General features: G+C 70.3%; 21 protein-coding genes, 4 tRNA genes and 1 pseudogene. 21 read left to right on the top strand and 5 right to left on the bottom strand.

All coding sequences use genetic code 11. The features are described 5' to 3' along the window. Nucleotides 1-11: 11 nt before the first annotated feature. Both QMQ26_RS14995 and QMQ26_RS14990 read right to left on the bottom strand, forming a co-directional pair. Nucleotides 12-1229, bottom strand: coding sequence for a phosphoribosyltransferase-like protein (locus QMQ26_RS14995; protein WP_282205994.1), 1218 nt, complete (start codon nucleotides 1227-1229; stop codon nucleotides 12-14). A gap of 367 nt (nucleotides 1230-1596) precedes the next feature. Next, on the bottom strand, nucleotides 1597-2085 hold the full coding sequence (locus tag QMQ26_RS14990) for a YajQ family cyclic di-GMP-binding protein (protein WP_100837775.1): 489 nt from the start codon (nucleotides 2083-2085) through the stop codon (nucleotides 1597-1599). Between the two features lie 214 nt (nucleotides 2086-2299). Between QMQ26_RS14990 and QMQ26_RS14985 the strand changes: the two genes are divergently transcribed. Next, nucleotides 2300-2380: transfer RNA gene (locus QMQ26_RS14985), tRNA-Tyr, on the top strand. A gap of 109 nt (nucleotides 2381-2489) precedes the next feature. Here QMQ26_RS14985 and QMQ26_RS14980 read toward each other — a convergent pair. Further along, entirely contained in the window at nucleotides 2490-3743 is a 1254-nt protein-coding gene (locus QMQ26_RS14980; RefSeq protein WP_282205993.1) for an amidohydrolase family protein, read from the bottom strand. 329 nt (nucleotides 3744-4072) lie between these two features. Here QMQ26_RS14980 and QMQ26_RS14975 point away from each other — a divergent pair. The 9 genes from QMQ26_RS14975 (at nucleotide 4073) to QMQ26_RS14935 (ending at nucleotide 9306) form a co-directional block, all read left to right on the top strand. Beyond that, a tRNA-Thr gene (locus tag QMQ26_RS14975) sits at nucleotides 4073-4145 on the top strand. Between the two features lie 42 nt (nucleotides 4146-4187). Then, nucleotides 4188-4260: transfer RNA gene (locus QMQ26_RS14970), tRNA-Met, on the top strand. An 82-nt stretch (nucleotides 4261-4342) separates the two neighbouring features. After that, on the top strand, nucleotides 4343-4507 hold the full coding sequence (gene rpmG, locus QMQ26_RS14965; RefSeq protein ID WP_006604855.1) for a 50S ribosomal protein L33: 165 nt from the start codon (nucleotides 4343-4345) through the stop codon (nucleotides 4505-4507). Between the two features lie 124 nt (nucleotides 4508-4631). After that, nucleotides 4632-5093, top strand: a complete 462-nt coding sequence (locus tag QMQ26_RS14960) for a MaoC family dehydratase N-terminal domain-containing protein (RefSeq protein ID WP_100837790.1) — start codon at nucleotides 4632-4634, stop codon at nucleotides 5091-5093. Next, complete coding sequence (locus QMQ26_RS14955) at nucleotides 5090-5518, top strand: MaoC family dehydratase (RefSeq protein ID WP_100837791.1); 429 nt, start codon at nucleotides 5090-5092, stop codon at nucleotides 5516-5518. The genes QMQ26_RS14960 and QMQ26_RS14955 overlap by 4 nt, the downstream gene beginning before the upstream one ends. Nucleotides 5519-5655: 137 nt before the next feature. Then, nucleotides 5656-6222, top strand: coding sequence for a TetR/AcrR family transcriptional regulator (locus QMQ26_RS14950; RefSeq protein ID WP_282206527.1), 567 nt, complete (start codon nucleotides 5656-5658; stop codon nucleotides 6220-6222). Between the two features lie 133 nt (nucleotides 6223-6355). Then, nucleotides 6356-7729, top strand: a complete 1374-nt coding sequence (locus QMQ26_RS14945) for an MFS transporter (RefSeq protein ID WP_404814179.1) — start codon at nucleotides 6356-6358, stop codon at nucleotides 7727-7729. Between the two features lie 76 nt (nucleotides 7730-7805). Next, a complete protein-coding gene (locus QMQ26_RS14940) occupies nucleotides 7806-8201 on the top strand; it encodes a DUF3291 domain-containing protein (protein WP_404814126.1) in 396 nt (131 codons plus the stop codon). Between the two features lie 67 nt (nucleotides 8202-8268). Continuing rightward, nucleotides 8269-9306 (top strand): UDP-N-acetylmuramate dehydrogenase, encoded by a 1038-nt coding sequence (locus tag QMQ26_RS14935; protein ID WP_282206525.1) that lies wholly within the window; start codon nucleotides 8269-8271, stop codon nucleotides 9304-9306. Between the two features lie 19 nt (nucleotides 9307-9325). Here QMQ26_RS14935 and QMQ26_RS14930 read toward each other — a convergent pair. Together QMQ26_RS14930 and QMQ26_RS14925 are read right to left on the bottom strand one after the other, a co-directional pair. After that, nucleotides 9326-10353 (bottom strand): annotated as a pseudogene (locus tag QMQ26_RS14930) (adenosine deaminase). A 93-nt stretch (nucleotides 10354-10446) separates the two neighbouring features. Next, nucleotides 10447-11685: a pyridoxal phosphate-dependent aminotransferase gene (locus QMQ26_RS14925; RefSeq protein WP_100837795.1), complete on the bottom strand. Its 1239-nt coding sequence runs from the start codon at nucleotides 11683-11685 to the stop codon at nucleotides 10447-10449. Between the two features lie 309 nt (nucleotides 11686-11994). Between QMQ26_RS14925 and QMQ26_RS14920 the strand changes: the two genes are divergently transcribed. The 11 genes from QMQ26_RS14920 to QMQ26_RS14870 all read left to right on the top strand — a co-directional run bounded on the left by QMQ26_RS14920 (nucleotide 11995) and on the right by QMQ26_RS14870 (nucleotide 26398). Then, nucleotides 11995-12067: transfer RNA gene (locus QMQ26_RS14920), tRNA-Trp, on the top strand. Between the two features lie 142 nt (nucleotides 12068-12209). Continuing rightward, a complete protein-coding gene (secE, locus tag QMQ26_RS14915; protein WP_282205992.1) occupies nucleotides 12210-12575 on the top strand; it encodes a preprotein translocase subunit SecE in 366 nt (121 codons plus the stop codon). A 177-nt stretch (nucleotides 12576-12752) separates the two neighbouring features. Beyond that, entirely contained in the window at nucleotides 12753-13643 is an 891-nt protein-coding gene (gene nusG, locus QMQ26_RS14910; RefSeq protein WP_404814125.1) for a transcription termination/antitermination protein NusG, read from the top strand. Nucleotides 13644-13809: 166 nt separating this feature from the next. Continuing rightward, nucleotides 13810-14244, top strand: a complete 435-nt coding sequence (gene rplK / locus QMQ26_RS14905) for a 50S ribosomal protein L11 (RefSeq protein ID WP_100837798.1) — start codon at nucleotides 13810-13812, stop codon at nucleotides 14242-14244. Nucleotides 14245-14321: 77 nt separating this feature from the next. Beyond that, nucleotides 14322-15044: a 50S ribosomal protein L1 gene (gene rplA, locus QMQ26_RS14900; protein WP_100837799.1), complete on the top strand. Its 723-nt coding sequence runs from the start codon at nucleotides 14322-14324 to the stop codon at nucleotides 15042-15044. Between the two features lie 185 nt (nucleotides 15045-15229). Continuing rightward, a complete protein-coding gene (locus QMQ26_RS14895; protein WP_282205991.1) occupies nucleotides 15230-16081 on the top strand; it encodes a hypothetical protein in 852 nt (283 codons plus the stop codon). A gap of 99 nt (nucleotides 16082-16180) precedes the next feature. After that, nucleotides 16181-16984 carry a hypothetical protein gene (locus QMQ26_RS14890; protein WP_282205990.1) on the top strand — a complete coding sequence of 268 codons (804 nt, stop codon included), beginning with the start codon at nucleotides 16181-16183 and terminating at the stop codon, nucleotides 16982-16984. 314 nt (nucleotides 16985-17298) lie between these two features. Continuing rightward, nucleotides 17299-17853 (top strand): 50S ribosomal protein L10, encoded by a 555-nt coding sequence (rplJ, locus tag QMQ26_RS14885; protein ID WP_014136320.1) that lies wholly within the window; start codon nucleotides 17299-17301, stop codon nucleotides 17851-17853. A gap of 83 nt (nucleotides 17854-17936) precedes the next feature. Continuing rightward, a complete protein-coding gene (rplL, locus tag QMQ26_RS14880; RefSeq protein WP_100837802.1) occupies nucleotides 17937-18320 on the top strand; it encodes a 50S ribosomal protein L7/L12 in 384 nt (127 codons plus the stop codon). A gap of 611 nt (nucleotides 18321-18931) precedes the next feature. Beyond that, nucleotides 18932-22405 carry a DNA-directed RNA polymerase subunit beta gene (gene rpoB, locus QMQ26_RS14875; RefSeq protein ID WP_100837803.1) on the top strand — a complete coding sequence of 1158 codons (3474 nt, stop codon included), beginning with the start codon at nucleotides 18932-18934 and terminating at the stop codon, nucleotides 22403-22405. 99 nt (nucleotides 22406-22504) lie between these two features. Continuing rightward, nucleotides 22505-26398, top strand: a complete 3894-nt coding sequence (locus QMQ26_RS14870; protein ID WP_100837804.1) for a DNA-directed RNA polymerase subunit beta' — start codon at nucleotides 22505-22507, stop codon at nucleotides 26396-26398. Nucleotides 26399-26486: the final 88 nt, after the last annotated feature.

Raw genomic sequence — 26486 nt, 5'->3', positions numbered from 1 at the left:
TGCTCTAGGCGTTACCGACTCCCCCTGAGCGCCTGAGGATAGTAGGGCTCGTTGTTGCTTCGCAAACCGCCAGTGACTTGTCGAGGCTTCGTCTTCGCTTTGCGCAGTTCCTGCCAGCCCAAGTCGGTGAGCCGCCGCTCCTCGTCCAGCAGGCCTAGACGCTGAGCCAGTTGGGTGAGCACCACAGCTGTCGGGATGGGAACGCGCAGTGCAGGTGCCAGCTGTTCGGGGTGGCGTCGTCTTCCGGCGGCATGAGCTAGCAGATCAACGAGCAACTCGAGTTCGGGCCGGTTCATACTCCGCAGGCTGCTCGCCGCCGCCAAGCGGTGCTGTCGGACGGACTGGAGCTGCAATTGTCGATTTTGGACCGGCCGGTAGTCCGCCAGGGCACCCATTAGGTCGAGCGCTGGTGAACGATGCTTGAAGAAAGGGACCCATTTCTTTCCAGACTGGGCGCGGCCCTTCGTCTGGCGTACGATGTCTGGCAGATTATTGGGAGTGGTGTGATCGAACACGAGAAGGCCCTCGCTGTCGTCCCATCCCAGTCCGCCCTCGCTGGCAGCCGCATACTTTTTGCAGATGGATCTGACCGCTTCGCGCTGTGCTGGTTCCCACGAGGAGGACTCGAAGTCCATGCCGCTGTGGAGAACATGTAGAGCGTCGTACAGTCGGCTCGAGGTAAGCCGCCTGAGTGCAGTGGTCGACGCGGCGAACAGCACTAGGTGGAGCCTGATGAGTTTGAGTGAGCGCCAACTGCGGATCGTGGGATTCCGGAGCCATGCCTTTGCGTAGCTGATGGCCTCATTGCCCGAGCCGGCGTAGTCAGACACGAACACCAAACTGCGCACGCGCCTAGCCCGCAGGAGCTCCAGCTCCCAGCTCTGACGCGACACCACCCGCGTATCGAACGCTTGCTCCGTCGAGCGTAGGATGTTCTGGACGATAAGTTCGCTGCCCCCCGTGACCGGTACCACGGGTGCCACCTCATCGATGAACATCGTTTCGCTCTGCCCACAGGAGTGGATGCTGTATAGGGCGGCAGGGCCAGGCACGCGCGACGGGTCACCAAGTAAGGCGTGCAGATGCTCCGAGAGGCGCTGACGAAACGAAGTGGATGACACGAAGTGGAGGCTGTCGATGAGGAGTTGCGCGTGCGCAGCATCCGATGGCCGGAAGTTCGACAGCCAAGCTTCGCCCTGTGGTGTGGTACTCGGTCGCAACTGCTGCACGGCGCTCATCGTAGTACTTGGGTGCGGACTGCCGCACAACGATGAAGGACTGAGCTTGTGGTCGTGAACTCACTCTCAATCGACCGCTGCCGCGAGCGCTCGCTGCCCCATCTGCTACCCGGTTGAAGTGGATGCTGCGGTTGAGCCCCCTCATGACCTGGCCAGTGAGGCTGTAGTCCAACAGGGTGCTGCCCAACAAGCGACTCGTCGGGCAGCATAGAGCCGCGGGGCCACCTCATCGGCAGACCAAAACCTCCCATGATGGGGAGGGCGCATCAAGGCGCGCCGATCGGAGTTGATTCAGCTTGTGCCCTCGATGCGCCCTCCCGGCCGAGAAGCTAATGTTTCCGCAGGTGAGTGGGGTCTGCTAGCGATAGTTGACGAACTGGATCGCGAACTCCAGGTCCTTGCCCTTGAGCAGCGTCTGCACGGTCTGCAGGTCGTCCCGCGACTTCGAGCTGACCCGCAGCTCGTCGCCCTGGACCTGCGCCTTGACGCCCTTCGGGCCCTCGTCGCGGATGATCTTCGCCACCTTCTTGGCGTCCTCGGTGGTGATGCCTTCCTTCACGTCGGCGAAAATCTTGTACTCCTTGCCGGACAGCTGCGGCTCCGCCGCGTCCAGCGCCTTCAGCGACAGCCCGCGCTTGACGAACTTGGTCTGCAGCACGTCCAGGATCGCCCGGACCCGCTCCTCGCCGTTGGCCTTCATCTCGATCTTCTCGCCGGACCGCTTGATCTCGGCGCCCACGTTCTTGAAGTCGAACCGGGTGGCGATCTCGCGGGAGGTCTGGTTGATCGCGTTGTCGACCTCCTGCCACTCGACCTTCGAGACGATGTCGAAACTGGAGTCGGCCATGGGTGTTGGTCTCCTTGCACTACAGGCTGCACGGTCACGCCACCCGCCACCGGCGGGCGACGCCCCAGCCTATCCAGCGCCCCGCGCCCCCGCCCGCACCAGCCGCGCGCCGACCTTGATCGCGACGTGACGGAACCGAGTGGCGGACCACCCCCCACCATCGGGTATCGTTTACGACGTCGAACGGGGCACCACCCCGCAAGACACCGTCCCTGGCTGGTTGCCCGAGCGGCCAAAGGGAGCAGACTGTAAATCTGTCGCGCAAGCTACGCAGGTTCGAACCCTGCACCAGCCACCGGATAGTGGAGAAGCCCCCGGGCTGCGGAGACGCAGCCCGGGGGCTTCTTCGTTGTCCAGGGGGCCCGGCGCTCGCTGTCCGGGGTCCGGGCGGGAGGCCCGGCGGGTCAGCCCGGGTGGTTCTGGCGGGGGAGGGCGAGGGTGACGGTGTCGGCGAACTCGCGGACGGCGCTGGTGCGGGAGACGATGCGGCCGCAGTGGACGACCAGGCGGGAGTGGCCGGCGGTGAGGGCACTGGTCAGGTTGTCGCCGCGGACGGCGAGGAGTTCGGCGGGGAAGCCGGCGTCGACCCGGACGGGGGGGAGGCCGAGGGTGGTGCGGGCCTGGGCGGAGACGGCGTCGTAGGCGGCTTCGGGGGAGAGGGCGCCGCTCGCGGCGAGGAGGCGGGCGGCGTCCAGCGGGTCGGCCCGGCCGACCGGATTGGAGGTGTCGCGCAGGGCTCCGGCGCCGGCCGCGAGGGCGACCCGGGCCTGGGACAACTCCCGGACCAGGGACGGGCGCAGGCCGGTCGGCGGATCGTCGAGGCCGGTGCAGCCGCCGTTCTGCGGCAGGCAGACCACCCGGACGCCGGCGCCGGCCAGCAGGCCCGCGCCGCCGGGCGGCAGCGCGCTGCACGGGCCGAGCGTGACCCGGGGCAGGTGCGGGGCCAGCGCGGCGACCAGGCGGGCGAGTCGGGTCGGGTCGGCGGCGGCGGTGTGCAGGTCGACCGGGCAGTCCGCCTCGGCCGCGGCGTCCAGCAGGACCCGGGCGTAGCCGACCGGGTCCGGGTCGAGGTCGGGGCAGCCGCCCGCCGCGTCCGCGCCGAGCTTGAGGGCGTCCCGCAGCAGGGCCCGCCCGTCCGCCCCGGCCCGGCCGGTGAGCAGCCGGGGCATCGCCACCGCCTGGAGCTCGGCCAGCCCGCGCAGCGACTGGCGCGCGGTCAGTACGGCCTCCAGCCGGCGCAGCCCGTGCCCGCCGCCGATCCGGACGTGGGTGCGCTGGGCGGTGGCCCCGTAGCCGAGCGAGGTCAGCGCGGACTCGGTGGTCCGGCGGACCAGTTCGGCCGGGCCGTCCCCGGCCGGTTCGGGCGGCCCGGCGTGAAGCGCGCTGTCGTAGTGTCCGTGCGGCTCGGCGGGGGCGGGCAGCAGCAGGTAGCCGGACAGGTCGATCCGGGCGCCGGTGGTGACCGTCGGCTGCCCGGGCATCGCGGGCAGCGGCCCGAGGCTGCCGGTCGCGCCGACCTCCTGGATCCGGTCCCCGCTGATCCGGACGTCGACCACCCGCCCGTCCAGCAGCCGGGCCCCGGCGAGCAGCAGGACCGGCCCGTGCCCGAGCGGGTTGGCGGACGGGGGCGGCTGGGGTTCCTCGCCCTGTTCGCTCATCGGCCCGCTCCTCCAGTCCCGTTGACCGCTCGGCGGCCTCGGGGGCCCGGTGCGGGGCGGCCGACCCGCGGCGCACCCGTGCGGCCGCGAGGGGCCACGTGAGAGATCACTGACGGTCGAGCCTAGGCCGGACCCGGCGGGGACCGGTGGATGCGGGCCGCCCTGCCGTGTCGGGACGTGTCGGGGCGGGCCGGGCGGGCTCCGGTTGCGGCGGAGGCCGAACGGGTGTCGGGTGACGGCCCGTCAGTGCGGGCCCGCCGACCTGCGGAGATCCACCGCGGATACGGATTTCACCTCTGGCCCGGAACCGTGTAATCTCTTCCTCGTTCGCCCCTATAGCTCAGTCGGTAGAGCGTCTCCATGGTAAGGAGAAGGTCTGCGGTTCGATTCCGCATGGGGGCTCTGGTGAGAAGCTCCCCGCCCCGGCGGGGTTCCGATCATCAAAGCGGTGTAGCTCAGTTGGTAGAGCAAGCGGCTCATAATCGCTGTGTCACCGGTTCAAGTCCGGTCACCGCTACTCCGCGTAGTCGATCGGGGGGTCACTCCCGATCGGCTACTCTTGTCTGTGTTCTTATTCGTTGTCCCAGGAAGGCACTCCCGTGGCTGCCACCGACGTCCGCCCGAAGATCACGCTGGCCTGCGTGGAGTGCAAGGAGCGGAACTACATCACCAAGAAGAACCGACGCAACGACCCGGACCGTCTTGAGATGAAGAAGCACTGCCCGCGTTGCAACTCTCACACGGCGCACCGCGAAACCCGCTGACTTTGCCTCGACTCCAGGCCGCACCCCACCACGGGGAGCGGCCTGGAGTCATTTCTGCATGCCCCGCATGCCCCGCATGAACGGGCCGGACGTCGGGCCGGCCGTACGACCGGAGGAGTTGCCCATGCCGCTCGACCCCTCGTTCATCGGGCGGACCTACCCGCCCACCGAACCGTACGAGGTGGGCCGCGAGAAGATCCGCGAGTTCGCCGTCGCGATCGGTGACGCCAACCCGGCGTACACCGACGCGGAGGCCGCCAAGTCGCTCGGCCACCCGGACGTGATCGCCCCGCCGACCTTCCCCTTCATGCTGACCTTCCGGGCCGCGGCGCAGGTGGTCAACGACCCCGAACTCGGCCTCGACTACAGCCGGGTCGTGCACGGCGACCAGAAGTTCGCCTACACCCGCCCGGTGCGGGCCGGCGACCGGCTCTCGGTCACCGTGACCATCGACGCGATCAAGTCGCTGGCGGGCAACGACGTGCTGACCGTCCGCGGCGAGGTGGACGACGCCAGCGGCGAGCACGTCGTGACGTCGACCATGACGCTGGTGGCGCGCGCCGCCGACGAAGCCGGGGAGGAGTGACCGTGGCGGTCCGCTTTGACGAGGTCCAGGTCGGCACCGAGCTGCCGGCGCGGTCGTTCCCGGTCACCCGGGCGACGCTGGTGCAGTACGCCGGAGCCTCCGGGGACTTCAACCCGATCCACTGGAACGAGAAGTTCGCCCTGGAGGTCGGCCTCCCGGACGTGATCGCGCACGGCATGTTCACCATGGCTGAGGCCGCCCGGGTGGTCACCGACTGGGTCGGCGACCCGGCCGCCGTCGTCGAGTACGGCGTCCGGTTCACCAAGCCCGTGATCGTCCCCAACGACGGCGTCGGCGCCACCGTCGAGGTCACCGCGAAGGTGGCCGCGCTGCTGGAGGACAACCGGGTCCGGGTCGACCTGGTCGCGACCAGCGCGGGCCAGAAGGTGCTCGGCATGGCCCGCGCGGTCGTCCGGCTGGGCTGAGGCGCTCCCGGCAGGGCCCCCGGCGGGCCCTGCCGGTCCGCCCGGACACCAGTCCGGTCGGTCTGCGCCCACCCGCCCGCTTGCCAAAGTTATTGGCCAATCACTAATCTGTGGGTGTGGCCAGGAACAGCATCCGGATGTCCGCCGAGGAGCGGCGCGAGAGCGTCGTCCGGGCGGCCATGGTGGAGTTCGCCCGGGGCGGGTACCGGGGGACGTCCACCGAGGCGATCGCCCGCCGGGTGGGCGTCTCGCAGCCGTACCTGTTCCGGCTCTTCCCCAACAAGCAGGCGATCTTCGAGGCCGCGGCCGAGCACTGCATCGAGCAGACCTGGGGGATCTTCGACCGGGCGTCGGAGGGCCTGACGGGGGAGGCGGCCTGCGACGCGATGGGCGAGGCGTACCTGAGCCTGGTCGAGGACCGGGAGCAGGTCATGATGCAGATGCAGATCTACGTCTCGGTGTTCGCGGCGGAGTCGGCCGGCGAGGAGGGCGTCGGCGAGACGGCCCGCGCGGGCTGGCTGCGGCTGTTCGAGCGAATCCGGGAGCGGATCGGCGACCGGGCGCTGGCCACCGAGTTCATGGCGCACGGCATGCTGATCAACACCCTGGTGGCCCTCGGGTACCCGGGGGAGCACCCGATCTGGTCGGGGTTCGACGAGCTCGGCGAGAAGCAGGCCGGGAAGCGGGCCGGGAAGCAGGACTGAGGCGCTCCGTCCGGACGGCGGCGCGCCCTTTTTTCGGCCCACAAAAGTTATTGATCAATCACAACCTTTGGGGGAACCACACGTGAACAGGCAAGCCGTCTGGACCCTGGTGGTCGTCAGCGTGGCGAGCTTCATGGCCGGACTCGACAACCTGGTGGTCACCACCGCACTCCCCGCGATCCGCACCGACCTGGGCGGCGCCCTCGCCGACCTGGAGTGGACGGTCAGCGCGTACACCCTGACCTTCGCCGTCCTGCTGATGCTCGGCGCGGCCCTCGGCGACCGCTTCGGCCGCCGCCGGATGTTCGTCGCCGGGCTCGCCGTCTTCACCCTCGGCTCGGCCTCCGCCGCGCTCGCCCCGACCATGGGCGCGCTGATCGCGGCCCGCGCCGTGCAGGGCGCCGGCGCGGCGGTCATGGTGCCGCTCACCCTGACCCTGCTGACCGTCGCGGTGCCCGCCGCCAGACGCGGAACGGCCTTCGGCATCTGGTCCGGCGTCGCCGGGCTGGCCGTCGCCACCGGGCCGCTGATCGGCGGCAGCCTCACCGAGCACTTCTCCTGGCAGTGGATCTTCTGGGTGAACGTCCCGGTCGGCCTGGTGCTGCTGCCGCTGGCCCGCGCCGTGCTCGGCGAGAGCCGCAGCGCGGACCGCCGCCTCGACCTGCCCGGCACCGCGCTGGTCAGCGCCGGACTGTTCGGCCTCGTCCTCGGCCTGGTCCGCGGCAACCCCGACGGCTGGACCGACCCGCTGGTCCTCACCGCGCTGGCCGCCGGCACCCTGCTGCTGGCCGCCTTCGTCGGGTACGAGATCCGCCGGGCCCCGCAGCCGATGCTCCCGATGCGGCTGTTCCGCAGCCGGGCGTTCAGCGCCGTCAACGCCGCCAGCCTGCTGATGTACCTCGGCATGTTCGGCTCGATCTTCCTGATCAGCCAGTACTTCCAGGGCGTCAACGGCTACACCGCCGAACAGGCCGGCGTCCGGATGCTCCCGTGGACGGCCATGCCGCTGCTGGTCGCCCCGGTCGCCGGACTCCTCACCGACCGGATCGGCGGCCGCCCCATCGTCGTCACCGGACTCGTCCTCCAGGCCCTCGGCCTGCTCGGCATCGCCCTGCTCGCCCGGCACTCCGCCGGGTACGGGCAGCAGGTGCCGGTCCTGATGGTCTGCGGCGTCGGGATGTCCCTGTACTTCGCCCCCACCGCCAACCTGGTGATGGCCAGCGTCCGCCCCGCCGAACAGGGCATCGCCTCCGGCGCGAACAACGCCATGCGCGAGGTCGGCGGCGCGCTCGGGGTGGCCGTGCTGTCCGCGGTGTTCTCCGCCCGGGGCGGCTACGGCAGCACCGCGGCCTTCACCGACGGGCTCACCGCCGCGCTGCTGGTCGGCGCCGCCGCGATCGGGGCCGGCGCGGTCGCCGCGGCGCTCATCCCGCGGCGGCGGGACGGGCGGACGGTGCGGACCGCCACCGGGGAGCGGCCCGCGGCCGTCCCGGCCGGCCGGTCCTGACCCGGCGTCCCCGAGCCCCCGAGCCCCCCGCACCGCACCGCACCGCAACGCACCGCACCGACGAGGAGGAACCACCGTGATCGCCATGACACTCCCCTGGACGCCGGGGCCCGCCGCGCAGCAGCCGCCGGAGCGGCCCGTGGTGATGGCCGCCGAACTCCGGGTCCGCGGCCTGCGGCACGTCCCCGGCTTCCTGCGGCAGTCCCTGAAGGTCCGCGACCAGGCCCGCCGGGCCCCCGGCGCGCTCGGCGTCGGCCTGCGCGCCGCGCCCCTGCGCCGCACCTTCTGGGTGCTCTCCAGCTGGAGCGACCCCGAGACGCTCGCCGCGTTCGTCCGCTCCGAGACCCACCGGCGGGCGATGACCGCGCTGCGCCCCGCGATGGCCCACTCCGCGTTCGCCACCTGGGAGGCGGAGACGGCGGCCGAGCCGGGGTGGACCGAGGCCGAGCGGCGGTTGGCGGCGGACGGCTAGCCCCCGGCTCCCCGGTCGGCCCGGAGGAGCCGGGCGGGGGCGGGGCTTGGCTTACGCTGGGGCGGTGATCGAGGAGATGGATGCGCCGCTGGCCCCGTTGACGACGCTGCGGCTGGGCGGACCGGCGCGGCGGCTGGTGACGGCCCGGACGGACGCCGAGGTGGTGGCCGCCGTGCGCGCGGCCGACCAGGCCGGGGAGCCGCTGCTGGTGCTGGGCGGCGGCTCGAACCTGGTGATCGGGGACGCCGGCTTCCCGGGGACGGTGCTGCGGATCGCCACCGAGGGCTTCGCCCTGGACGGGACGCTGCTGGAGCTGGCCGCCGGCGAGGTCTGGTCGGACGCGGTGGCCCGCACCGTCGCCGCCGGGCTGGCCGGGATCGAGTTCCTGGCCGGCATCCCGGGCTCGGCCGGGGCCACCCCGGTGCAGAACGTCGGGGCGTACGGGCAGGAGGTCGCCGAGACCGTCACCGAGGTGGACGCCTACGACCGCCTGCTGGGCGAGACCGTCACGCTGGCCAACGCGGACTGCGCCTTCTCGTACCGGCACAGCCGCTTCAAGGCGGACCCGGAGCGGTACGTGGTGCTGCGGGTGCGCTTCCGGCTCGCGGACGAGGGCGGGCTGTCCTCGCCGGTGAAGTACGCCGAGGTGGCCCGTTCGATGGGCGTCGAGCCGGGGCAGCGGGTGAAGCTGGGCGACGCCCACGCCGAGGTGCTGCGGCTGCGCAAGGGCAAGGGCATGGTGCTGGACGCCGCCGACCACGACACCTGGTCGGCGGGCTCGTTCTTCACCAACCCGATCCTGACGGACGATCAGTTCGCCGCGTTCACCGCCCGGTTGGGCGACCTGCGGGCGCCGAGCTACCCGGCCGGGGAGGGCCGCGTCAAGACCTCCGCGGCCTGGCTGATCGACAATGCGGGCTTCCGCAAGGGCCACGGCAGCGGCCCGGCCACCCTCTCCACCAAGCACACCCTGGCCCTGACCAACCGGGGCTCGGCGACCACCGAGGACCTGCTCGCGCTGGCCCGCGAGGTGCGGGACGGCGTGCGCGCGGCGTTCGGCGTGGAGCTGGTGAACGAGCCGGTGATGGTCGGCGTCAGCCTCTGAGCCCGCGGGCGGGTGGGCCCTAGGCGGGCTCCGCCGCCAGCCAGGCGTCGACCTCGCCCAGCAGTTCCTTCACCACGTGCTCGGGGCCTGCGAGGAGCGGATCGACTGGCGGGCGAGTTCGGCCAGCTCGGGGTCGGTGAAGGCGTGCGACTCGCGGGCCAGGGTGTACTGGTCGGCGAGCCGGGAGCCGAACAGCAGTGGGTCGTCCGCGCCGAGGGCGAGCGGCACGCCGGCCTCGAAGAGCGTCCGCAGCGGGACCTGCTCGGGGCTGTCGTAGACGCCCAGGGCGACGTTCGAGGCGGGGCAGACCTCGCAGGTCACCTGGCGGTCGGCGAGGCGCTGGAGCAGCCGCGGGTCCTCGGCGGCGCGCACGCCGTGGCCGATCCGGGTGGCGCCCAGGTCGTCCAGGCAGTCGCGGACGGACCCGGGCCCGGCGAGCTCGCCGCCGTGCGGGGCGGCGATCAGGCCGCCGTTGCGGGCGATCGCGAAGGCCCGGTCGAAGTCCCGGGCCAGGCCCCGGCGCTCGTCGTTGGACAGGCCGAAGCCGACGACCCCCCGGTCGGCGTACCGGACGGCGAGCCGGGCCAGCGTCCGGGCGTCCATCGGGGACTTCATCCGGTTGGCGGCGACCAGCACCCGGATGCCGACGCCGGTGGCCTCGGACGCCTCCCGGACGGCGTCCAGGACCAGCTCCAGGGTCGGGATCAGGCCGCCGAGCAGCGGCGCGTACGAGGTCGGGTCGACCTGGATCTCCAGCCAGCGCGAGCCGTCGGCGCGCTCGTCCTCGGCGGTCTCCCGGACCAGCCGGCGGATGTCGGACTCGTCGCGCAGGCAGGAGCGCGCGGTGTCGTAGAGCCGCTGGAACCGGAACCAGCCGCGTTCGTCGGTGGCCCGGAGTTTGGGCGGATGCTCGGAGCTGAGCGCCTCGGGCAGCCGGATGCCGTGCTTGTCGGCGAGTTCGAGCAGCGTCGCGGGGCGCATCGAACCGGTGAAGTGCAGGTGCAGATGGGCCTTCGGCAGGCCCCGGACATCACGCAGGCGATCCATTCACCGATCCTGCCGCAAAACCCCCCGGAACAGGAACCGCCCCCCGCACATCGCCCGAAGGGGTGAGGTGCGGGGGGCGGCCGTGACGGCGGGTCAGTCGCGGGCCTCGGCGAGCAGCTTCTGCAGCCGGCTGACGCCCTCGACCAGGTCGGCGTCGCCCAGCGCGTAGGACAGCCGCAGGTAGCCCGGGGTGCCGAAGGCCTCGCCGGGGACGACCGCGACCTCGGCCTCGTCCAGGATCAGCGCGGCCAGCTCGGCGGAGCTCTGCGGGCGCTTGCCGCGGATCTCCTTGCCCAGCAGGTCCTTCACCGACGGGTACACGTAGAACGCGCCCTCCGGCTCGGGGCAGAGCACGCCGTCGATCTCGTTCAGCATCGCCACGATGGTGCGGCGGCGGCGGTCGAACGCGGTCTTCATCTCGTCCACCGCGGCCAGGTCGCCGGAGACGGCGGCCAGCGCCGCGCGCTGCGCCACGTTGGAGACGTTCGAGGTGGCGTGCGACTGCAGGTTGGCGGCCGCGTTGACGACGTCCTTGGGGCCGATCAGCCAGCCCACCCGCCAGCCGGTCATCGCGTAGGTCTTGGCCACGCCGTTGACCACGACGCACTTGTCGGCCAGCTCGGGCAGCAGGGCCGGCAGCGAGGTGAAGGTCGCGTCGCCGTACACCAGGTGCTCGTAGATCTCGTCGGTGAGCACCCACAGGCCGTGCTCCAGCGCCCAGCGGCCGATCGCCTCGGCCTCGGCCTCGGTGTACACCGCGCCGGTCGGGTTGGACGGCGAGACGAACAGCACCACCTTGGTGTGCGCGGTGCGGGCGGCCTCCAGCTGCTCCACCGAGACCTTGTAGCCGGTGGTCTCGTCCGAGACGACCTCGACGGGCGTGCCGCCGGCCAGCTTCACGGCCTCCGGGTAGGTGGTCCAGTACGGGGCCGGGATGATCACCTCGTCGCCCGGGTCGAGGATCGCGGCGAAGGCGTTGTAGATCGCCTGCTTGCCGCCGTTGGTCACCAGCACCTGCGAGGCGTCCACCTGGTAGCCGGAGTCGCGCAGCGTCTTGGCGGCGATCGCGGCCTTCAGCTCCGGCAGGCCGCCGGCCGGGGTGTAGCGGTGGTTCGCCGGGTCCTGGCAGGCGGCCACGGCGGCGTCCACGATGTAGCCGGGGGTCGGGAAGTCGGGCTCGCCGGCGCCGAAGCCGATCACCGGGCGCCCGGCGGCCTTGAGGGCCTTGGCCTTGGCGTCGACGGCGAGGGTGGCGGACTCGGCGATGGCGCCGACCCGGGCGGAGACCCGGCGGTTCGCGGGGGGGACGTTCTCGGGGGTGGGTGCGCTCATGCCTGAATGCTCCCAGACCGCACGGGCGCCGGTCATCGCGGTTCCGGCGGGCGCTCCGGGGCGTTCCAGCGGCCGCGTCGCCGACCCGGACGATCTCGGGCGGAAGGCGATCGAAGCCGGAGGATCTCGGGCGGACGGCGTCGAAAGTCGGCGAATGTGGATCTCGGTGAATGAGGTTCGACCAATCGGCGAAGAACCCGTACACTCACTGCTCGATGGCTTCCGAAGTGCGGTTCCTTCGGCCGGGTACACCACACGGCCGACGGGATGCGGTAGGTTGGGGGCCGCAGCGGAACCGCGAGGCTCCGTAGGGCACTAGCTCAATTGGTAGAGCACCGGTCTCCAAAACCGGCGGTTGGGGGTTCGAGTCCCTCGTGCCCTGCTGCTTGATCCGTGACAAGCCCGTTCGCTCCGCAGAGCGAGCGGGCTTGATGCGGAGAGGGCCCCACCCAAGCACAGCTTTCGCCGGATCGCCCGTGCACCAGGCACGGACCTCCGCAGGACCCGGATTCAGGTGAGGACGAGTGACGGAGACCACGGGCTCCACCGCAACGCCTGAGAGCGGCAACCCCGAGGGGACCGAAGGCGCCGCGGACGAGACCACCACCGAGGGCGGCAAGCTCTCCCGCCGCGAGCGTCGACGGGCGAACAAGTCCGCCGACGGCGAGGGCGGCAAGAAGTCCGGCAAGCGGGCCAAGAAGGGCCTGTTCGCCCGGGCGGCGATCTTCTACCGCCAGATCATCGCCGAGCTCCGCAAGGTGGTCTGGCCCTCCCGCAGCCAGCTGATCCAGTACACCACCGTCGTGGTGACCTTCGTGATCGTGCTGATGCTGGTCGTCGCCGGCCTCGACTGGGTCTTCGCCAAGGGTGCCTTCTGGATCTTCGGCTGACGCCCGATCCGGCCGGACTCCGCAGGGGCCCGCAGGCCCCGCACCGCATACCTCACCCCGACCCGGGCCGAATCCTTCGGCCCGGGTCGAGCTGTCGGCGCGAAGGACAGCGGGCGACTACCGTTGAGTCGGTACTGTTGAGGTATCCGTTCCACAACCAGGAAAGAAGCAGCGACCGTGTCTGAGTCCCCCCTGTACGACGCCGACGAGACCGTCCGCGAGGCGGATGTCGCCGCCGAGCTGGACGCGGCCGAGGCTGCCGATGCCGAGGCCGCTGAGGAAATCGTGGCCGAGGCGGACGCCGAGGAGGACGAGGTCGAGGCCGCCGACGAGTTGGAGGCGGGCGAGCCGGCCGAGGCCGCCGCCGTGCACGAGGTGGACGAGACCGAGGCCGCGGCCGAGGAGGCCCCCACCGAGGCGGAGGCCGAGGAGGCTGCGGAGGAGCCCGCCGAGGAGGTCGAGAGCGACCCGGTCGCCGAGTTCCGCGAGCAGCTGCGCCGCGCCCCCGGCGAGTGGTACGTCATCCACACCTACGCCGGCTACGAGAACCGGGTGAAGCAGAACCTGGAGCAGCGCTCCGTCTCGCTGAACGTCGAGGACTACATCTTCGAGTCCCAGGTTCCGCAGGAGGAGGTCGTCCAGATCAAGAACGGCGACCGCAAGACCATCCGGCAGAACAAGCTCCCCGGCTACGTGCTGGTCCGGATGGACCTCACCCCGGAGTCCTGGGGCGTCGTGCGCAACACCCCCGGTGTCACCGGCTTCGTCGGCAACGCCTACGACCCGTACCCGCTGACCCTGGACGAGGTCGTCAAGATGCTCGCCCCCGACGTGGAGCGCGCCGCCGCCAAGGAGGCCGGCAAGGCCTCGCCGGTGCGCCCGGTCGAGGTGCAGGTGCTGGACTTCGAGGTCGGCGACTCGGTCACCGTCACCGACGGTCCGTTCGCCACCCTGCAGGCGACCATCAACGAGATCAACCCCGACTCGAAGAAGGTCAAGGGCCTGGTGGAGATCTTCGGCCGGGAGACCCCGGTCGAGCTCTCCTTCGACCAGATCCAGAAGAACTGACCCACAGGTCTCCGGTGCCGGGGCGGGGCGAGAGCCTCCGCCCCGGCACCGTTTTGGTCCGGCACCGCCTCAGCGGTTAGCCTGGTCCGATGTGTGTCCTGGCGGCCGGGTTTCGCCCCGGGGCCGGGCACATCAGCAATCACCTCTCGGAAGGACCCGGAGAGACATGCCTCCCAAGAAGAAGAAGGTCACGGGGCTCATCAAGCTCCAGATCAACGCCGGTGCGGCCAACCCGGCCCCGCCGGTCGGCCCCGCGCTGGGTCAGCACGGCGTCAACATCATGGAATTCTGCAAGGCGTACAACGCGGCCACCGAGTCGCAGCGCGGCATGATCGTGCCGGTGGAGATCACGGTCTACGACGACCGCTCCTTCACCTTCGTCACGAAGACCCCGCCGGCCGCTCGCCTGATCCTCAAGGCCGCGGGCGTCGACAAGGGCTCCAAGGAGCCGCACAAGACCAAGGTCGCCAAGCTGACCTCGGCCCAGGTGCGCGAGATCGCCACCACCAAGCTGCCCGACCTGAACGCCAACGACCTGGACGCCGCGGAGAAGATCATCGCCGGCACCGCCCGGTCGATGGGCATCACCGTCGAGGGCTGACCAGCCCGTACGTCCTTCCGTGGTAGGGCCCAGCGCGGCCCGTCGGTACCACGACTCCATTAACCACAGGAGCAGCAGTGAAGCGCAGCAAGGCCCTCAAGGCCGCGGACGCCCAGGTCGACCGCGCCCGGATCTACGCCCCGCTCGAGGCCGTCCGCCTCGCCAAGGCGACCTCCACCTCGAAGTTCGACGGCACCGTCGAGGTCGCCATGCGTCTGGGCGTCGACCCGCGCAAGGCCGACCAGATGGTCCGCAGCACCGTCATCCTCCCGCACGGCACCGGTAAGACCGCCCGGGTCCTGGTCTTCGCGAACGGTGAGCGTGCCGAGGCCGCGCGTGCCGCGGGTGCCGACATCGTCGGCTCCGACGAGCTGATCGACGAGGTCGCCAAGGGTCGTCTGGACTTCGACGCCGTCGTCGCCACCCCGGACCTGATGGGCAAGGTCGGCCGCCTGGGCCGCGTGCTCGGTCCCCGTGGCCTGATGCCGAACCCGAAGACCGGCACCGTGACCCCGGACGTCGCCAAGGCCGTCAACGAGATCAAGGGCGGCAAGATCGAGTTCCGCGTCGACAAGCACTCGAACCTCCACCTGATCATCGGCAAGACCTCGTTCTCCGACGAGCAGCTGGTCGAGAACTACGCCGCCGCGCTCGACGAGGTCCTCCGGGCCAAGCCGTCCGCCGCCAAGGGCCGCTACCTGAAGAAGATCGCCTTCTCCAGCACGATCGGCCCCGGCATCCAGGTCGACCCGAACCGCACCCGCAACCTCCTCGTCGAGGAGGACCCGGCGGCGGTCTGACCCGGAGTCAGCCCCCGCGCGGAGCACGCCTGACCGGGCCCGCACCCCCTCGGGGGTGCGGGCCCGGTGGTCTGTGCAAACGGTTTGCGCGGCCGTCGGAGCGGTTCGGTAGAGTCCGGAGGTCATCACCAGGATGAGAATCCGATTAGAGGGGGACCTCCGTGCGCGCACTGCGTACCCTTGCCGTGGCCTGTCTGGCCCTCGGCGCCCTGACCGCCTGCAGCAGCTCCGGCTCGACCGGCTCGACCGCTGCGAACAGCCCGGCCGGCTCCACCGCCCCGGCGGGCGGCACCGGCAGCACGGGCGCCTCCGCCCCGGCGGCGGACGGAGCCGGCCAGGGCGGGGCCAAGCTCGCGCCCAAGGAGGCCCTGCTCGCCTCGGCCGCGGTCATGGACAAGGCGGGCAGTGCCAAGCTGACCGTCAAGGGCGGCGAGACCGACGGCACCGCCGACTACGTCTGGGCCTCCCCGTCCTCCTTCCTGCTCACCAGCAAGACCGAGGGCAAGGACGTCAACGTCCTGTTCACCGGCGACCAGATGTACATCGGCGCCACCCCCGAGATGGCCGCCGTGGCCCAGGGCAAGAAGTGGATGGTCATCAGCACCAAGGACGCCGCCGGCGCCGACAGCGCCGAGGCCGGCTCCTTCGCCGCGATGATGCAGCTGATGAACCCGTCGGTGCAGCTGACCGCCGCCGCGCCCACCGCCACCCTGGTCGGCACCGAGACCGTGGCCGGCCAGAGCGCCACGCACTACCGCAGCGAGCTCAAGGTGGACGACCAGGTCGCCAAGATGCAGCTCGACCCGGCGCTCAAGGCCCAGGTGCTCGCCGAGCTCAAGAAGAAGAGCGGCACCGCCACCGTCGACCTGTGGATCAACGCCAAGGGCGAGCTGGTCCAGCAGTCCAGCGTCGACCCGACGGCCGAGACCGGCGACGCGACCAACGTGGTCACCTACGCCCAGCTGGGCTCGGTCAAGGCCACCCCGGCCCCGGCCGCCGCCGAGGTGTTCTCCCTCTCCGACCTGCTCCAGCAGTAGCGGTACCCGCGTCCGGGCCCTGGGGGTGGCTCCGGGGCCCGGACGGGCCGCATGGCATCGTGGGGGGACGGACGGGCACGAGAGCGGGAGGAGGACCTGATGGCGGCACCGGCGCGTGGGGCCGCGGTCCTGCTGACGGCCGTCCTGCTGGCCGGCACGGCCGCCGCCTGCACCGGCGCGGGCCGGGCCGCGCAGCCGCCCGCCTCCTCGTCCAGCGCCGTCCCGTCCACCGGGCAGCCCAGCCCGACCGACCGCTCCCCGCACGGGGTGCTGCTCTCCGCCCAGCTGGTGCTGCACGACGCCCGGCGGGCCGAGTACACGGCGGTGCTCGGCGGCCAGGAGGCCCGGGGCGCGCTGTTCTGGGCCCCCAAGACGGTGCTGAAGTACCAGGCCGACGGCGAGGACCGGACGCTGATGGTGCTGGACACCTCCGCCTACCTGGGCGGCGACGCGGAGAGCGCGGCGCGGCTCGGCGGCCCGCACTGGCAGAAGTTCTCCAACGGCCGGATTCCGTACGGCGACCTGATCGACCGGCTCAGCCCGGTGGTCGCGGTGGCCGCCGCGGCCGCCGCGGACGACCCGCTGCTGGTCGGCGAGGAGAAGCTGCTCGACACCACCGTCCGGCACTACCGGGTCACCCTCGGCGCCGCCCGGTACGCCGCCGCGCAGACCCAGCTCGACCCGGCCCGGCGGCAGGCGCTGGAGACCGCGCTGGGCCCCGGCGACGTGGTGCTCGACCTCTGGCTCGACGACGGCGACCAACTGGTCCGGCTGCGCCGGGCCGCCGCCGCGGTGGACACCGTCGACTACAGCGAGTTCGGCAGCTCCGCGCTCTCGGTCCAGGCCCCCGCCGAGGCCGACACCGCGCCCGGCACCGGCGCCAGCCCGCCGGCCTTCCCGTAGGGCGGTCCGGCTTCCCCGGGGGCGATTTGGTCAAACCCGTCCCGTCCCGTTACGCTGGCCGAGCCAAAGACCGCTGGTTGTCGCCGCGCCCCGCGAGGGGAACGGCACCGAAGGGTCCGCACTCGTTGCGGATCGCCCGCGCAGGTTGTGGAGCCTAGTGAGGACTTCCGGACCGATCCGGTCCGTCGAGGTCACTGCGAGCCCCGTGCGCCTGCGCGCCGGGGCTTCTTCGTTTTCCCGGGGTCCGCGGCGATGGATGGTCGACTTCTCGAAGGTCGGCCCGACTTCGACATCACGGAAGGAGGCGTAAGCCTATGGCCAGGCCCGACAAGGCTGCCGACGTCGCCGAGATCACGGACAAGTTCCGTGCCTCCAGCGCCGCCGTTCTGACCGAGTACCGCGGTCTCACGGTGAAGCAGCTGAAGACGCTGCGTCGCTCGCTCGGCGGCAACGCCGATTACGCCGTGGTGAAGAACACGCTGACCAAGATCGCGGCCAACGAGGCCGGGATCTCCGAGCTCGACGACCTGTTCGCCGGTCCGACGGCTGTCGCCTTCGTCACCGGTGACCCGGTGGAGTCGGCGAAGGCTCTGCGTGACTTCGCCAAGGAGAACCCTGCTCTCATCATCAAGGGCGGTGTCCTTGACGGTAAGGCGCTGTCCGCCGATGAGATCAAGAAGCTCGCGGACCTCGAGTCCCGCGAGGTGCTGCTCGCCAAGCTGGCGGGCGCCCTGAAGGCCAAGCCCTCCCAGGCTGCCGCCGTGTTCCAGGCGCTCCCGTCCAAGCTCGTTCGCACCGTGGAAGCGCTGCGCGAGAAGGTCGAGCAGGGCGGTGCCGGTACTCCGGCTCCCGCCGAGGACGCGGAGTAACCACTCCCGTCCCAGCGGGCCCGTAAGCACGCCCGCCAACCCGTACATCCGGCACCTGCCGATTTAGTGGAAGGACGCCAATCATGGCGAAGCTCAGCACCGAGGACCTGCTCGAGCAGTTCGAGGGCATGACCCTGATCGAGCTCTCCGAGTTCGTGAAGGCCTTCGAGGAGAAGTTCGACGTCACCGCCGCCGCCCCGGTCGCCGTTGCCGGCGTTGCAGGTCCGGGCGCCCCGGCCGAGGCCGTCGAGGAGCAGGACGAGTTCGACGTCATCCTCGAGGGTGCCGGCGACAAGAAGATCCAGGTCATCAAGGAGGTGCGCGCCCTCACCTCCCTCGGCCTGAAGGAGGCCAAGGACCTCGTCGACACCGCCGGTGCGAAGGTCCTGGAGAAGGTCGCCAAGGACGTCGCGGAGAAGGCCAAGGCCCAGCTCGAGGGCGCCGGCGCCAAGGTCACCGTCAAGTGACTCCCTCCTCTCTCTGAGAGGTGCTCCACGGGCCGGGTCGGCCACCCTTCGGGGTGGCCGACCCGGCCTGCGCGCGTTCCGGGCCGGGTCGGCCGGGGTTGCTCCCGATGGCCCAAGCCGGACTCGGCCGCTGTCGGGGCCCGGGGGTAGGGTGATCGCTGTCACCGGCCCTCCCGCTGCGGGCGGCGTGTAACGCGCGGCGAGGTCCGGACGATGGGCAGTGCGAGGTCCACACCCTGGTGCGGGCCTTGACGAACAGCACGAGGCGCGCGATTCTCGAGGCGCGTGCCCAAGCGGAACCGCCTCCGATGCATATTCGGCGGCGGCACTGGGAAGGTTCCCGGTGACGCAGACGTGGGTGCGACGGCCCGGCCGGTGAGGGATCACTGCCCGGGTTGTCGGTTGTACGGGAGGAGCGTCCGATTCGGTCTCCGAATCAGGGCTTGCTAGCAGTGTTGCCTTTGGCTACACTGTCCCTTTGCGCTGCCTGTTAGCTGCTCCGTGACTCGTCGCCCGGAGTGGTCCCTGTCCTGACCTGGGGTTTTCCGCCTCGGCCAAGGCCCGGCCGGTATGCGCGTAGTGAGCTCCGAGCCCTCGGAAGGACCCCCCTCTTGGCCGCGCCGCGCAACGCCTCGAACAATTCCGCATCCACCGCCCCGCTCCGCGTCTCGTTCGCGAAGATCAAGGAGCCCCTCGAGGTCCCGAACCTCCTGGCCCTGCAGACCGAGAGCTTTGACTGGCTGCTCGGCAACGCGGCCTGGAAGTCCCGGGTCGAGGCTGCCCTGGAGAGTGGTCAGGACGTCCCCACCAAGTCCGGTCTGGAGGAGATCTTCGAAGAGATCTCCCCGATCGAGGACTTCAGCGGGTCGATGTCCCTGACCTTCCGGGACCACCGTTTCGAGCCGCCGAAGAACTCCATCGACGAGTGCAAGGACCGCGACTTCACCTTCGCGGCCCCGCTCTTCGTCACCGCGGAGTTCACCAACAACGAGACCGGTGAGATCAAGTCCCAGACCGTGTTCATGGGCGACTTCCCGCTCATGACCAACAAGGGCACGTTCATCATCAACGGCACCGAGCGTGTCGTCGTGTCCCAGCTGGTCCGCTCCCCGGGCGTCTACTTCGACTCCACCCTGGACAAGGTGTCCGACAAGGACATCTTCTCCGCCAAGATCATCCCCTCCCGCGGTGCCTGGCTGGAGATGGAGATCGACAAGCGCGACATGGTCGGTGTCCGCATCGACCGCAAGCGCAAGCAGTCGGTCACCGTGCTGCTCAAGGCCCTCGGCTGGACCACCGAGATGATCCTGGAGGAGTTCGGCGAGTACGAGTCGATGCGCGCCACCCTGGAGAAGGACCACACCCAGGGCCAGGACGACGCGCTGCTCGACATCTACCGCAAGCTGCGCCCGGGCGAGCCGCCGACCCGCGAGGCCGCGCAGACGCTGCTGGAGAACCTGTACTTCAACCCGAAGCGCTACGACCTGGCCAAGGTCGGCCGCTACAAGGTGAACCGGAAGCTGGGCAACGCCGAGTCGCTCGACTCCGGCGTGCTCACCGAGCCGGACATCATCAACACCATCAAGTACCTGGTGAAGCTGCACGCCGGCGAGACCGAGTGGCGCGATGACGAGGGCCGCGACATCGTCATCGAGGTCGACGACATCGACCACTTCGGCAACCGCCGCCTGCGCAACGTCGGCGAGCTGATCCAGAACCAGGTCCGCACCGGCCTCGCCCGCATGGAGCGGGTGGTCCGCGAGCGGATGACCACCCAGGACGTCGAGGCGATCACGCCGCAGACCCTGATCAACATCCGGCCGGTCGTCGCCTCCATCAAGGAGTTCTTCGGCACCAGCCAGCTGTCGCAGTTCATGGACCAGACGAACCCGCTGTCGGGCCTGACCCACAAGCGCCGTCTGTCCGCGCTCGGCCCCGGTGGTCTGTCCCGCGAGCGGGCCGGCTTCGAGGTCCGTGACGTGCACCCCTCGCACTACGGCCGCATGTGTCCGATCGAGACCCCCGAAGGCCCGAACATCGGCCTGATCGGCTCGCTCGCCTCCTACGGCCGGGTCAACGCGTTCGGCTTCATCGAGACCCCGTACCGCAAGGTCGTCGACGGCGTGGTCACCGAGTCGGTGGACTACCTGACCGCCGACGAGGAGGACCGGTACGTCATCGCGCAGGCCAACGCCCCGCTCACCGCGGAGCTGACCTTCGCCGAGCCCCGCGTCCTGGTCCGCCGCCGCGGCGGCGAGATCGACTACATCCCCGGCACCGAGATCGACTACATGGACGTCTCGCCGCGCCAGATGGTGTCGGTCGCGACCGCCATGATCCCCTTCCTCGAGCACGACGACGCCAACCGCGCGCTGATGGGCTCGAACATGATGCGCCAGGCCGTCCCGCTGCTGCGCAGCGAGGCGCCGCTGGTCGGCACCGGCATGGAGTACCGCTGCGCCGTCGACGCCGCGGACGTCATCACCGCCGACAAGGCCGGCGTGGTGCAGGAGGTCTCGGCCGACTACGTCACCGTCGCCAACGACGACGGCACGTACAACACCTACCGGGCCGCCAAGTTCACCCGCTCCAACCAGGGCACCGCCTTCAACCAGAAGGTCCTGGTGGACGAGGGCGCCCGGGTCGAGGCCGGCCAGGTGCTGGCCGACGGCCCGTGCACCGACGAGGGCGAGATGGCCCTCGGCAAGAACCTCCTGGTGGCGTTCATGTCCTGGGAGGGCCACAACTACGAGGACGCGATCATCCTGTCGCAGCGCCTCGTCCAGGACGACGTCCTCTCCTCGATCCACATCGAGGAGCACGAGGTCGACGCCCGCGACACCAAGCTGGGCCCCGAGGAGATCACCCGGGACATCCCGAACGTCTCCGAGGAGGTCCTCGCCGACCTCGACGAGCGCGGCATCATCCGGATCGGCGCCGACGTCGTCACCGGCGACATCCTGGTCGGCAAGGTCACCCCGAAGGGCGAGACCGAGCTGACCCCGGAGGAGCGCCTGCTCCGCGCGATCTTCGGCGAGAAGGCGCGCGAGGTCCGCGACACCTCGCTGAAGGTGCCGCACGGCGAGTCCGGCAAGGTCATCGGCGTCCGCGTCTTCGACCGCGAGGAGGGGGACGAGCTCCCCCCGGGCGTGAACCAGCTGGTCCGCGTCTACGTCGCCCAGAAGCGCAAGATCACCAACGGTGACAAGCTGGCCGGCCGCCACGGCAACAAGGGCGTCATCTCCAAGATCCTGCCGGTCGAGGACATGCCGTTCCTGGAGGACGGCACCCCGGTCGACATCATCCTGAACCCGCTGGGCGTCCCGTCCCGGATGAACCCGGGACAGGTCCTGGAGATCCACCTCGGCTGGCTCGCCATGCAGGGCTGGGACGTCTCCGGCCTCGCCGACGAGTGGGCCCAGCGCCTCCAGGCGATCGGCGCCGACACGGTCGAGGGCGGCACCAACCTCGCCACCCCCGTCTTCGACGGCGCCCGCGAGGACGAGATCACCGGCCTGCTGGACAACACCACCCTCACCCGTGACGGTGAGCGCCTGGTGAACTCCACCGGCAAGGCCCGGCTGTTCGACGGCCGCTCCGGCGAGCCGTTCCCGATGCCGGTCTCGGTCGGCTACATGTACATCCTCAAGCTGCACCACCTGGTCGACGACAAGCTGCACGCCCGTTCGACCGGTCCGTACTCGATGATCACCCAGCAGCCGCTCGGTGGTAAGGCGCAGTTCGGTGGTCAGCGCTTCGGTGAGATGGAGGTGTGGGCCCTCGAGGCGTACGGCGCGGCCTACGCGCTGCAGGAGCTGCTCACCATCAAGTCCGACGACGTCCTGGGCCGTGTGAAGGTCTACGAGGCGATCGTCAAGGGCGAGAACATCCCCGAGCCCGGCATTCCCGAGTCCTTCAAGGTCCTCATCAAGGAAATGCAGTCGCTCTGCCTCAACGTGGAGGTGCTGTCCTCGGACGGCCAGTCCATCGAGATGCGCGACAGCGACGAGGACGTGTTCCGCGCCGCCGAGGAGCTCGGCATTGACCTGTCCCGGCGCGAGCCGAGCAGCGTCGAAGAGGTCTGACGGAGGTCGGGCCGACCCCTAGTCCGGGCCGGCCCGCCCCCAGGCCCCCCTCAGACCAACAGACAGACTCTCGAATCACGAAAGAGGGCTTGACGACCAGTGCTTGACGTCAACTTCTTCGACGAGCTCCGCATCGGACTGGCCACCGCCGACGACATCCGCCAGTGGTCGCACGGCGAGGTGAAGAAGCCGGAGACCATCAACTACCGCACGCTGAAGCCGGAAAAGGACGGCCTCTTCTGCGAGAAGATCTTCGGTCCCACCCGGGACTGGGAGTGCTACTGCGGCAAGTACAAGCGCGTCCGCTTCAAGGGCATCATCTGTGAGCGCTGCGGCGTCGAGGTGACCCGCGCCAAGGTGCGCCGCGAGCGGATGGGCCACATCGAGCTGGCCGCCCCGGTCACCCACATCTGGTACTTCAAGGGCGTCCCGTCGCGCCTGGGCTACCTGCTCGACCTGGCGCCGAAGGACCTCGAGAAGGTCATCTACTTCGCCGCCTACATGATCACCTGGGTGGACGACGAGCGCCGCCAGCGCGACCTCCCGTCCCTGGAGGCGCACGTCTCGGTCGAGCGCCAGCAGATCGAGAACCGGCGCGACGCCGACCTGGAGGCCCGGGCCAAGAAGGCCGAGTCCGACCTGGCCGAGCTGGAGGCCGAGGGCGCCAAGGCCGACGTGCGCCGCAAGGTGCGCGAGGGCGCCGAGCGCGAGATGAAGCAGCTGCGCGACCGCACGCAGCGCGAGATCGACCGCCTCGACGAGGTCTGGACCCGGTTCAAGAACCTCAAGGTCCAGGACCTGGAGGGCGACGAGCTGCTCTACCGCGAGCTGCGCGACCGCTTCGGCACCTACTTCTCCGGCTCGATGGGCGCCGCGGCCCTCAAGGACCGCCTGGAGTCCTTCGACCTGGGCGAGGAGGCCGAGCGCCTCCGCGAGATCATCCGCACCGGCAAGGGCCAGAAGAAGACCCGCGCGCTCAAGCGCCTCAAGGTCGTCTCCGCCTTCCTGCAGACCAGCAACAAGCCCAAGGGCATGGTGCTCGACTGCGTCCCGGTGATCCCGCCGGACCTGCGCCCGATGGTCCAGCTCGACGGTGGCCGCTTCGCCACCTCCGACCTGAACGACCTGTACCGCCGCGTCATCAACCGCAACAACCGCCTGAAGCGGCTTCTCGACCTCGGCGCGCCCGAGATCATCGTGAACAACGAGAAGCGCATGCTCCAGGAGGCCGTCGACGCGCTCTTCGACAACGGCCGCCGCGGCCGCCCGGTCACGGGCCCCGGCAACCGTCCGCTGAAGTCGCTGTCCGACATGCTCAAGGGCAAGCAGGGCCGCTTCCGGCAGAACCTGCTCGGCAAGCGTGTCGACTACTCGGCCCGTTCGGTCATCGTCGTCGGCCCGCAGCTCAAGCTGCACCAGTGCGGCCTGCCCAAGGCCATGGCGCTGGAGCTCTTCAAGCCGTTCGTGATGAAGCGCCTGGTCGACCTGAACCACGCGCAGAACATCAAGTCGGCCAAGCGCATGGTCGAGCGCGCCCGCCCCGTGGTGTGGGACGTCCTCGAAGAGGTCATCGCCGAGCACCCGGTGCTGCTGAACCGCGCGCCCACCCTGCACCGCCTCGGCATCCAGGCCTTCGAGCCGCAGCTGGTCGAGGGCAAGGCCATCCAGATCCACCCGCTCGTCTGCACCGCGTTCAACGCGGACTTCGACGGCGACCAGATGGCCGTGCACCTGCCGCTGTCCGCGGAGGCGCAGGCCGAGGCCCGCATCCTGATGCTGTCCTCGAACAACATCCTGAAGCCGGCCGACGGCCGCCCCGTCACCATGCCGACCCAGGACATGGTGCTGGGCCTGTTCTTCCTCACCTCGGACCGCGAGGAGGTCAAGGGCAAGGGCCGTTCCTTCTCCTCGACCGCCGAGGCGATCATGGCCTTCGACGCCCGCGAGCTGGACGTCCAGGCCCCGATCGACCTGCGCCTGGCCGGCGGCACCGTGCCGCCGCGCGGCTGGACCCCGCCGGTGGACGAGGACGGGCAGCCGGCCTGGACCGAGGGCGAGCCGTTCCGGATCACCACCACCCTGGGCCGCGCGCTCTTCAACGAGCTGCTGCCCGAGGACTACCCGTTCGTCGACTACGAGGTCGGCAAGAAGCAGCTGTCGGCGATCGTCAACGACCTCGCCGAGCGCTACCCGAAGGTCGTCGTCGCCGCGACGCTCGACAACCTGAAGGCGTCCGGCTTCCACTGGTCGACCCGTTCCGGTGTCACCGTCTCGATCTCGGACGTCATCGTCCCGCCGAGCAAGCCCGCCATCCTGGAGGGCTACGAGGCGCAGGCGGAGAAGGTCCAGAAGCAGTACGAGCGCGGTCTGATCACCGACAACGAGCGCAAGTCCGAGCTGGTCGGCATCTGGACCCGCGCGACCAACGAGGTCGCCGACGCGATGGCCGCGAACTTCCCGAAGACGAACCCCATCTTCATGATGGTCGACTCGGGCGCGCGCGGAAACATGATGCAGATGCGTCAGATCGCCGGTATGCGCGGTCTGGTGTCGAACGCGAAGAACGAGACCATCGCGCGTCCGATCAAGGCCTCGTTCCGTGAGGGCCTGTCCGTGCTGGAGTACTTCATCTCCACCCACGGTGCCCGTAAGGGTCTGGCCGACACCGCGCTGCGCACCGCCGACTCGGGCTACCTGACCCGTCGTCTGGTGGACGTCTCGCAGGACGTGATCATCCGCGAGGAGGACTGCGGCACCGAGCGCGGCCTCAAGCTGTCGATCGGCTCGGTCGGCGCGGACGGCGTGCTGCGCAAGGCCGACGACGTCGAGACCAGCGTCTACGCCCGCATGCTCGCCGAGGACATCACCGTCGACGGCAAGCTGATCGCCACCGCCAACACCGACCTCGGCGACGTCCTGATGGACGAGCTGATCCGGCACGGCGTGAGCTCGGTCAAGGTCCGCTCGATCCTGACCTGCGAGTCCGCGGTCGGCACCTGTGCCTTCTGCTACGGCCGCTCGCTGGCCACCGGCAAGCTGGTCGACATCGGTGAGGCGGTCGGCATCATCGCCGCCCAGTCCATCGGTGAGCCCGGCACCCAGCTGACCATGCGCACCTTCCACACCGGTGGTGTGGCCGGTGACGACATCACCCAGGGTCTGCCGCGTGTCGTCGAGCTCTTCGAGGCCCGCACCCCCAAGGGTGTGGCCCCGATCTCGGAGGCGCAGGGCCGCGTCCGGATCGAGGACACCGAGAAGACCCGCAAGGTCGTCGTCACCCCCGACGACGGCTCGGACGAGATCGCCTACCCGGTCTCCAAGCGCGTCAAGCTGCTGGTCAGCGAGGGCGAGGCGGTCGAGGTCGGCCAGAAGCTGACCGTCGGCGCCACCAACCCGCACGACGTGCTGCGCATCATGGGCCAGCGGGCCGTCCAGATCCACCTGGTCGCCGAGGTCCAGAAGGTCTACAACTCGCAGGGCGTGTCGATCCACGACAAGCACATCGAGATCATCATCCGGCAGATGCTCCGCCGCGTGACGATCATCGAGTCGGGCGACGCGGAGCTGCTGCCGGGCGAGCTGGTCGAGCGCGGCCGCTTCGAGCAGGAGAACCGCCGGGTGGTCTCCGAGGGCGGCCACCCCGCCTCCGGCCGCCCGCAGCTGATGGGCATCACCAAGGCCTCGCTGGCCACCGAGTCCTGGCTGTCGGCCGCCTCCTTCCAGGAGACGACCCGGGTGCTCACCGACGCGGCGATCCACGCCAAGTCGGACCCGCTGCTGGGCCTCAAGGAGAACGTCATCCTCGGCAAGCTCATCCCGGCCGGTACGGGTCTGCCCCGCTACCGCAACATCCGGGTCGAGCCGACCGAGGAGGCCAAGGCCGCGATGTACTCGGCCGTCGGCTACGACGACTACGACCTGTCGCCGTTCGGCGCGGGCTCCGGTCAGGCCGTCCCGCTGGACGACTACGACTACGGCCCGTACACCGGCTGATCCTCCGGTCCCGATCGCAGGGCGGTCACCCCACTCGGGGTGGCCGCCCTGCGGCGTTCCCGGCGTCCACTAGGCCCTGTCCGGTCGG

Origin of the sequence: Kitasatospora fiedleri (assembly GCF_948472415.1) — a bacterium.
Classification (GTDB): Bacteria; Actinomycetota; Actinomycetes; order Streptomycetales; family Streptomycetaceae; genus Kitasatospora; species Kitasatospora fiedleri.
Note: the sequence above shows the minus strand (reverse complement) of the source record. Positions and strands in the feature narration are given on the sequence as shown.